Source organism: Peredibacter starrii (assembly GCF_034259205.1).
GTDB lineage: Bacteria > Bdellovibrionota > Bacteriovoracia > Bacteriovoracales > Bacteriovoracaceae > Peredibacter > Peredibacter starrii.
Genome location: NZ_CP139487.1, coordinates 1,830,448 through 1,839,037, shown reverse-complemented (window position 1 = coordinate 1,839,037; position 8,590 = coordinate 1,830,448). Strand labels below are relative to the sequence as shown.

7 protein-coding genes are annotated in these 8,590 nt (G+C 44.6%); 6 read left to right on the top strand and 1 reads right to left on the bottom strand.

The genetic code is table 11. The features are described from left to right. The first annotated feature begins 7 nt into the window (after window positions 1–7). Complete coding sequence (locus tag SOO65_RS09305) at window positions 8–478, top strand: Fur family transcriptional regulator (protein WP_321399650.1); 471 nt, start codon at window positions 8–10, stop codon at window positions 476–478. Here SOO65_RS09305 and SOO65_RS09300 read toward each other — a convergent pair. Then, entirely contained in the window at window positions 475–2,457 is a 1,983-nt protein-coding gene (locus SOO65_RS09300) for a TonB-dependent receptor (protein WP_321399648.1), read from the bottom strand. The two genes, SOO65_RS09305 and SOO65_RS09300, sit on opposite strands and share 4 nt — an antisense overlap. A 139-nt stretch (window positions 2,458–2,596) precedes the next feature. Between SOO65_RS09300 and SOO65_RS09295 the strand changes: the two genes are divergently transcribed. From SOO65_RS09295 to SOO65_RS09275, 5 genes are all read left to right on the top strand, one after another. Beyond that, entirely contained in the window at window positions 2,597–3,364 is a 768-nt protein-coding gene (locus SOO65_RS09295; protein WP_321399645.1) for a fatty acid desaturase family protein, read from the top strand. Continuing rightward, on the top strand, window positions 3,361–4,404 hold the full coding sequence (locus tag SOO65_RS09290) for a hypothetical protein (protein WP_321399643.1): 1,044 nt from the start codon (window positions 3,361–3,363) through the stop codon (window positions 4,402–4,404). Before SOO65_RS09295 ends, SOO65_RS09290 begins: the two co-directional genes overlap by 4 nt. Further along, entirely contained in the window at window positions 4,388–5,821 is a 1,434-nt protein-coding gene (locus SOO65_RS09285) for a GH3 domain-containing protein (protein ID WP_321399641.1), read from the top strand. Before SOO65_RS09290 ends, SOO65_RS09285 begins: the two co-directional genes overlap by 17 nt. Then, the gene (locus SOO65_RS09280; RefSeq protein ID WP_321399640.1) at window positions 5,802–6,362 is read left to right on the top strand and encodes an HAD family hydrolase; all 561 of its coding nucleotides are present in this window, start codon (window positions 5,802–5,804) and stop codon (window positions 6,360–6,362) included. Before SOO65_RS09285 ends, SOO65_RS09280 begins: the two co-directional genes overlap by 20 nt. Before the next feature lie 66 nt (window positions 6,363–6,428). Next, window positions 6,429–8,585, top strand: a complete 2,157-nt coding sequence (locus tag SOO65_RS09275; RefSeq protein WP_321399638.1) for a hypothetical protein — start codon at window positions 6,429–6,431, stop codon at window positions 8,583–8,585. Window positions 8,586–8,590 lie beyond the last annotated feature (5 nt).

The window sequence follows — 8,590 nt, the reverse complement described above, 5'->3', positions numbered from 1 at the left end:
CTAAGGTATGGCCATGGGAAAAAATTGTGGACATGAACATTTAACTGAAGCGGCCGCTAAGGATCTACTGACCGAGAAGGGTCTCAATAGGACCAAGGTGAAGATCAAGATCCTTCAGATTCTTTCTGAATCTCAGAAGCCCCTGTCCGTTCCAGAAATTCACGGGAAACTGGATGAGACCTGTGACGTTTCAACCGTTTTCCGCAGTATCACTCAGTACAAAGAAAAGCACTTGGTCCACGAAGTAAATTTAGACGAAGGTTTCTTTCGTTATGAATTGGTTCAGGACAAGCATGATCATCACGATCATCATCACCATCACCACCATCATGTTCGTTGCCGCGTTTGCGGGGACATTCAGTCCATCGAACACTGTGATCTGGGCCCCTTTGAGAAGGCCATTGCAAAACTGGGTTTCAAAGATATGGAACACCGGCTTGAGTTCACCGGTGTTTGTTCCAAATGTTCTAAGTCTTAGAATTGAAATTGAGCGCCTGCGATAAAGTTGCGTCCAGGAAGTGGAGCAATATCTTTAAGCGTTGAGACGTGGTTACGTGCTTCCACATCAAATAGGTTTCTTACGCGTGCGAAGAGATTAAGTGATGTCAGGTTTCCAACGATATTGTAGCTATAACCAATGTTTGTCAGCGTGTAATCAGCAGTTCTTGTTTCGTTTGGAGCTGTCTTAGTCTGTTCAGCAACGTACTGAACTTCCCCATCCACAGTCCACTTATCAGTCGCGTACTCAAGACCCGCAGTTACTCTTGGCGGAGAAATGCGTGGAAGGTTTGAACCATCATCCGTGTTCTTTGCACGAACGAAGTCAAACTTACCAATAAGGTTAATGGCACCTTTATCAGTCTTTTTAAGCTCGCTCTTGTTATCAAGATCAAGACCGTAGAACAAAGCATCTACTTGATCGTATTCAGAGATAAAAAGACCGCTATCTACATCCACTACACCGGTAGGATTTAAAGCAATGTAGTTTTTGAATACTTGAGAGTAAACACTGGCCGTGAATTGGTTTTTGTCCGTACGGCTTTTATAAGTCACTTCAACTGCTGTCGCCTTCTCTTTCGTTAACTGCGAATCCCCTTGTTCAAAAATCCCAGTCGCAAGGTGAGCACCACTAGCATAGAGTTCCTGGAAGTTTGGCGCTCTCTCAGTATATGAAAGAGACGTCTCAAGTGTATTTGACTTAGAGAAATCATAACAGTGACCTAGAGAAGCGTTCATTCCCAGATAGCTCTTCTCATCACTTGGGCCAAAGTTGTCAGACGCTTTTTTCTTGATATCAGAGTTTTCTAAACGAGCACCAAAACGAAGCGCGTTTTTCCCGTAATCAATTTCCTGGAAAGTGAAGAGAGAAAGCTTTGTATTGTCGGAAGTCGGAAGGAAAGCTTCCTCACCTTTAGCGCTGAAATTAAAGATTTGAGTTTGAATCCCTGAAACTCCACGAACATTCCCGTTTTTGTTAATACCTTCGAGGCGAGTTTCATTTCCGCGGTTACGGAACACGGTTCCTGTTTCAGAACCTTCAAGCTCTTTATGGAAATAATCAGACTGGGCCGACTTCAATTTAATCTTACGAATTGAAGAAGACTCCGGACGGTATTCACCGTGAAATTCAAAACGGTTTTGAGTCATATCAATACTTACTTCAGGATCAGCAACTGAACCGTAAAAAGTATTGAAGTGATTAAATGAAACACCTGCGTATCCGCGATCAAAAATCTTCGAAACACCAACGGCTATGTTGTCCTGTTGGTTAAAACTGTTAGGAAGTTTATCTTTCGCTTCGTTCGGTTGAGGATCCGTCTGACGAAGTTTACTTGAACGAGCGTATCCCGGAATTTCAGTGTCACCTAGATTTCTGGTTGAACCATCAACATGGAACATCCACTTATCTTTACCGTAGTTCAAATGAGCGGCCGAGCTTAGACCGTTATTAACAGTCTCGCCTTGAACAAGAAACTTCGAGAAGAAGCCCTCTTCATAATTATAGTGAATACGATTGGTCACGAGATTCACTACACCACCCACCGCTGAAGCTCCGTAAAGAAGACTCATTGGCCCGCGAACGATTTCCATCTGATCAATCGTCAAAACATCTACTGGAATAGCGTGATCTAAACTCTGAGTTGAAGCATCCAGAGTACCAAGGCTGTTTTGAAGAATACGAACGCGATCTCCATCAAGACCACGAATCACCGGACGGCTGGCGTTCGGTCCAAATTGTGTGCTTTGAATTCCTGCTTCACTTGAGAGAGTGTCACCAATACTTGGTTGACGTTTTTTTGTAAGTTCAGCACCAGTTAACTTCGTCACACTCGGTACGAAATCAACGAGACCTTGGGTCTCTTCGTGTTCGATAACTTCAATTTCTTCAAGTTTTGTTTCATGAGCAAGTGAGTAAGAGGCGTAAAGAGCGAGAGGTAAAATTACAGTAGCTTTCATCGGTATCCCTAATTTGCAAGTCATTTGCAATTATCCTATTCGCTTCCTATCTTATTGTAAAGACCCGATTTTTATAGCGGGTTGTGTTAAAAATACAGCGTAAGGCCCTTGAATTGCCTCTCATGGTAGAGTCCGGCCCATGCAAAAACTGGAACGCCTTCAAAATATCGTTATCAATCGTGGAATTATCATCGCTCTGGTGGTGGTTTCGCTTGCCCAATACTTCTGGACTCCAACCGGGGCCCTTTGGATTCTGGATGTCCTTTTTCGTGCTTACCTCCTTTTTTTATGTGGAGTAATGGGACACGAAGCTTCGCATGGAGTTTTAGGAGACACTAAACTTCAAAACATCTGGTGGGGGCGAATAAGCTTTATCCCTATCGCGGTTCCAAATGCTCAATTTCGAATCACTCATCGCTATCATCATTCATTTACTAATGAGGATGGAAAAGATCCGGATCTCTTATTAAAGATGGATCACTGGTGGCAGTTTCCGGGAAGGGCCCTTGCAATGCCTCACCACTGGATCATGTGGCTTAAAAACAATTCTTTGCTTTCTCAGTCGGTGATTTTAGAAATTCTTCTAAGCTACGTGGTCTACTTCGCTATTTTTGGAACTATTTCTTATTTCGTAGGATGGGAGCGCGTGCTCTTAGGACTCGTACCAGCGCAGATCCTGAATTCTTTTTTACTCTGGTACCCTTTCGCAGTTAAGACCCACGAAGGGCATGAAGTTGGACCACAGGAAGTACGCTCGCATGATTATCATGGAGCACTCATGTATTGGTTCACGCTCGGTCTTTCTATGCACCGAGCTCATCATATGAGGCCGCACTTGGGTTGGCTGCAGCTTCGTCCTTATATTAAAAAAGGACCGGTGTTTAAACGCGACATCATCCGATTATGAGATCGAGGCTTTTAAGTGATCTCATTGAGCTGGGTGCCGGTTCCATTCGCAGAATGGATTGTATCATTGCCATTGAGTTGACCACGATTCCCTCACAGAAATTAATCCTTGAGCGGATTCAGATCGCGCAGAAGCTTTATCCTGAGACGAATAAATTTCCGGTTTTCCTTAATACTTATCATTCTCTCGAAGAATTCTCACTTGTCCCTCTTCAGGATAAATTTCAACTTGAGTTGGGAATCATTCATGAGAAGACCCTCGCACTGAAGATGTCTCACTATCTGGGTGATGCTCTATCTATGCTCCTTTTTCTCGAGGTCCTGCTTACGGGCCATGGTATTGAAGGTGAAATTGCCTATCGAAAACTTCCGCCTAAAAAAGATTCGCCTTACAGAAATGTTCTTCCCACGAAGGGGTGGATGAATCATCTCGCAGTAACCGACAAACGGCAGTTTATTACTCTGACACTGACTCACCCGGAACTTCCGGAAGGGCTCGTCCTGAATGATATCTTGAGCCTCGCCCTACTTCGCAGCCTACCTCATCGTGCTAAGGCCCTTTGGATCCCAGTGAATGTCCGAAAGATTTTTTGGCAGGGATTTGGAAATGGATTATCACGCATGAGACTTTATCCAAGTCGAAAGAAGATAACACTTAGAGAAGAATTGAAGCACATCCGACGTCAGAAGATTGAGGCCTTCCATAGTGGTGAAGTTGCTCTTCCGCCTCTGACATTGAATCTCACTCCCCTCAATCAAAAACTTTTGAAACTTTGGCTTAACCGACCTTGGGCCGATTGGGGAACGATCTCTCTTTCTCATCTGGAAGATCGCCTGAATCGATTTAGGGGAATAAAGACCCTTTATGGCATTACAAACCTTCATGAAAAACATCATGGAGGTATTTTTGCTTTTACTAAAGATAATCAGACTTACGTGACACTGACCTTTGATGAAACGGTTGCAAGAAAAGATGCTCAGGAGCTTCTTGATAAATTTCAATCTGAGTTTCAGGAAATTCTCCATGAACTCGATTCGTAATGCTTTTCTAAGAGAACTCTTACGAATTGTTTTCTTTTTCTTGGCGAAAGTCATTCAGGTAGAAAATTGGCTCGTACGTAAGCGGAACAATCACTTCTCTTCCAATACTATGCCCTCTGGGTTTGAAAATCAAAAAGAGCGCCTCCAAAGAATGGCCCGCCAAAGCGGTGAGAAAATCTTTATTGCACAAACCTCCGGCACGAGAAATGTTCCGAAGACCGTTCCCTACACTGCCACTCGAATGAAACTCGTGCAGAAAACGTTTCTTAAAAGTATGATCACTTTGACTTCTCCTTATAGAGGACGAAAGACCTTCTTTGTCTTTTCCTCGGTAGACGATGATTCATCTCTTACCTCAGGTATGCTTCAAGACAAGGAACCAAATTTGGTGGAGCTCTTGCAGGCCCCTTACCGTTTTCTGACCACTCCCGCGGGCCATCAACTTCGTCGCGAAATTGGTCTTCTTTCAACCCGAGTGGCACTTATTGCGGTGACCTCTCCTCGATTTTTCTACGCCACCAATCCTTCAACTCTGACGCATTTTTTAGATGAAGTTCAAAATGAATGGCCCCTCATTCGAGAGAGCTTAAAGAAGTGTTTAAAGAATTCAGAACTCCTGCGTCTCACTGATGGTTCTCAGCGTTTAGAAAAACTCATCCAAGAAGAGAAATTTTCTCTTGAGGCGCTCGCTCCTGATCTCATAGGTATGATTACCTGGGACGGTGGTTACGTGGCCCCTTTTCTGGAAAGACTGCGAGAGAAATATCCGAAACTAGTTTTCATTCCGATGTATTCGATGAGCACAGAAACCATCGAGACTCTCCCTCATCGCGTGAAAGGGAAATTGCATTTTCTTCCGACGATGAAAGGTGTGGCGCCAGAGTTTTTAAAAGACGGAGAGATCGTTCGCGAATTGGAAGTAAATGAGACCTACACTCTTATTATCAGCGACATTTGGGGACTTGATCGATACGATACTCAGGATGAATTTGAAGTTGTTGGTTTTGTGAATGGGCTACCTGACCTTCGCTTCAAACGTCGAAGAAATGTCACGGCCTCAATGACAGGAGAGAAAATCTCTGAAGATCAGTGCCTTCTTCTCTATCAGAAACTACGAAAACGTTTTGGTCTGGAAGACCTTTACCTTTCATTATATGGCCGCATGCTTGGCGATCAGGCCCAATACGTTTTGAATTTAATTGGACCAAAGAAAGAGTTCCCCCAACTTGAAGTAGCTGCGAACGAAATTCTGTGTTCGATTAATTCGGAATACAGCTCTAAAATTCAGTCAGGTCGTTTGTTGCCACTGAAGGTTGAGGCCCTTAGTGTTTCTGCCTTTGCGGAACTCATGGGTCAAAAAGTAAAATGGGAATCACAGTTTAAGGTCATGCCACTTTATGAAAAGCCTCTCCGATAAATTAAAAGAGCTGAGTCTCTTTATCGAAGCTCACGAGATTCGTTCGGTATCCTTTGATATCGATGGAACACTTTATCCTTTGAAAACGGTGGAAGCTCGTTGGAGAAAAAACTTTTTCCGCTCACCAATTCGCTCTCTGCGCTTTCTTCAAATCAGAAAGAAATGGGAGAACCGCCGTAAAGGTCAGATGGTTGAGATTCTTCCTTCTGACGTTGCTGAATTTGAGACCTATCTCGAATCACTTTTGGATGAAACACTGGTCCCGCTTGAACTTCGTCTTTGGCTTCGTTCACTCCAGAAGGACGTCTACTTTCTAACCGATCACGGAGGTGCCGTGAAGCTCAGAAAACTGGGCCTAGAAGGTACTGTCATCGATTGCTTAAAAGAGACCCAGGAACTTAAACCTCACCCTAGGATTTCCGAGATTCTTAAAGGAAAGTACGGCATCGTACCGGAAAGACATCTGCACCTCGGAGACCGCTGGACAGATGAAGCCCAGGCGAAGCTTCTGGGTTCCTATTTTCAATACCTTAAACCATAAATATTTTCCAAACCGCAGGATTTTTTAGTTCAGAAAGTCTTCTCATTTTTGATAGAACGCCCATCTATGATGAAGTCTCTTTTTGTTTTGATCATGTTGGTCTCTGGACAAGTATTTGCCGAGGAAATTCCTGGCAGAGATCTCCTCACTTATTTTTCGGCCAACTGTCGCACACAAGGTGAATGGACTCGCGCTGCTCTTGCTGATTCAACTGCTCTGATTGAAGCGCTAAAGAGTATTTCTCAGGATCCAGATTGCCGAAGCGTTGGCGGGGCCGTGGCCCAACTGGGAATTCTTACTCAACAACTTCAGAACCTAGAGAAGACCAACGAAACGCAATCAAAAATCGCGGAACTAAATTCTCAAGAACAAGAACTTCTTCTGCAAATTTCTCAAACGTCTAATTCGACTACTCTCGCTGAAATCAACAAGACTCTTCGTGATCTTCAGGTCACTCGCGCGGGCCTTCTTGGCCGTGATAAGGCCCAGTATGAATTGCTTAGTCAGGACAAGGTCACCGCTCTAAGCAATGTGGTCCTCACTGCTAATGCAACATTCGCTCAAATTAGCGGCAACCAGAAATGTATCTCTAAGCACCCGACTGTTCTTAATACTGCGACTTCAGTTGTTTCTTCAATTGGTGCCACCGTATCAGTGGTTAACCCGGTTTTAGGAATTGGTCTTACCGCCGGTGCCGCTTTCATGGGTGAAACCATCGAAGGAGTGAGACGTTACCGCTCAAGCCGCGAAATCAGAAACATCTCGGATAACTCAATTGCGGTCGAGGCCTATAAGTGTGCTCTTGAAACAATGTCAGACCGCTGGTGCCAGATGCGAGACGCAGAGTCTTTCCTGGTATTCAAGGCCAACCAAAGACAATATCCCATCATTGGCTCAGGTCTTGGTGCGGCCATTCGTTTGAATGATCGCGAGATTCCAGTTCTGATCGAATGGTTAAACAAAATCAGAAGTGGTGTGACTCCAACAACCACCGCGGACGCCAGCCGCCAGAGTAACGTATTTACCCGCGAAAATTTCGTTCGATCACTTGAGGCCTACGGCCTTGGTCTCATCGAAGAAAACCGTAAGATCTATCAGGGCTATACTGATCTAAATGAACGCTGGAACTTCCTTCGCAGTATTATTAAGTCACTTATTCCCCCGACTGAAACCAGTTTTAGAAACCCATTCTATGACGTGCTCTCTTACGGCTACTCTCCCTATTTCTTAATCGGACTAGATGATAACCGCGATATCCGTGACACTGTTGGTGCCTACTACACTATCGACGCTTGGGTAAAACCTCCGGGTTTTAACCCGACCCTGGATGATGTTCTTAAAAACTACATTGAATGGATCGCTCGAGCGCGTAACCGTGTGAACCAGGAGCTTACACAAGTTCTTCAACCAGATGCTCTTCAAACTCTTTCAAGTGCCTATGACCGCACTGGAAACCGTTGGAAAATTTCTCCGATGGATTCTCTGAAGCGCTTAACTGAGTTTCTCGAAGCAAATCCTCCGCGTGAGCGTGACATTGCTTTTACGAAGCTCTACGCCAGCACACTTGAGAAGCTAAAAGAAATCTATACCATCACTGAAAACGCCATCATCATGAACGACAAGATTCATGGTAATTCTCCGGTTGAGGCGATCTATGACCTCGCTCAGTTGCAATACGGAACTGTGGTGATTCAATCCCGTATGGATATGATCGTGCGCCTCGCCCTTCTTGAGCTTTTAGAGAACAGTCCTCCAGAAGACCAAGTGGTCGTGGCCCAGCTCCTTGCTGCCGAACGCTTCACGGAAACCATCACTAAGATGAGCGGCACTGATAACCTCGCCCTGATCCGTGCGGACATTAACCGTGCTCAGCCCGTGACGATCAGTAACCTTAATTCATTCGCTGATATCTTCGGAAAGAACATCAATCGCATTCTGTCTAAACTCGAGTTCGAAGAGCGTACTTCAAAGGGCACAATTGCTCGCGCCAAACGCTATGCTCGTACTGAACTTTGCTTCCTCCTTTTATCGGTGCCGGACGCCCAAAACTATGTGAACACCAATCTGTGTGTTGGTATGAAACTCAATTCAATGGTCAATGGCGGACCGGAAAGCCTTACTATTTCTCAGGAGACTTTCAAGCTCGATCTCAATGACCGTGCTTGCGTTTACCGAGAATTCTTCCGTTCGAGCAAAATTTTCGAGACCTGGGGAATCAAATAGTCCAA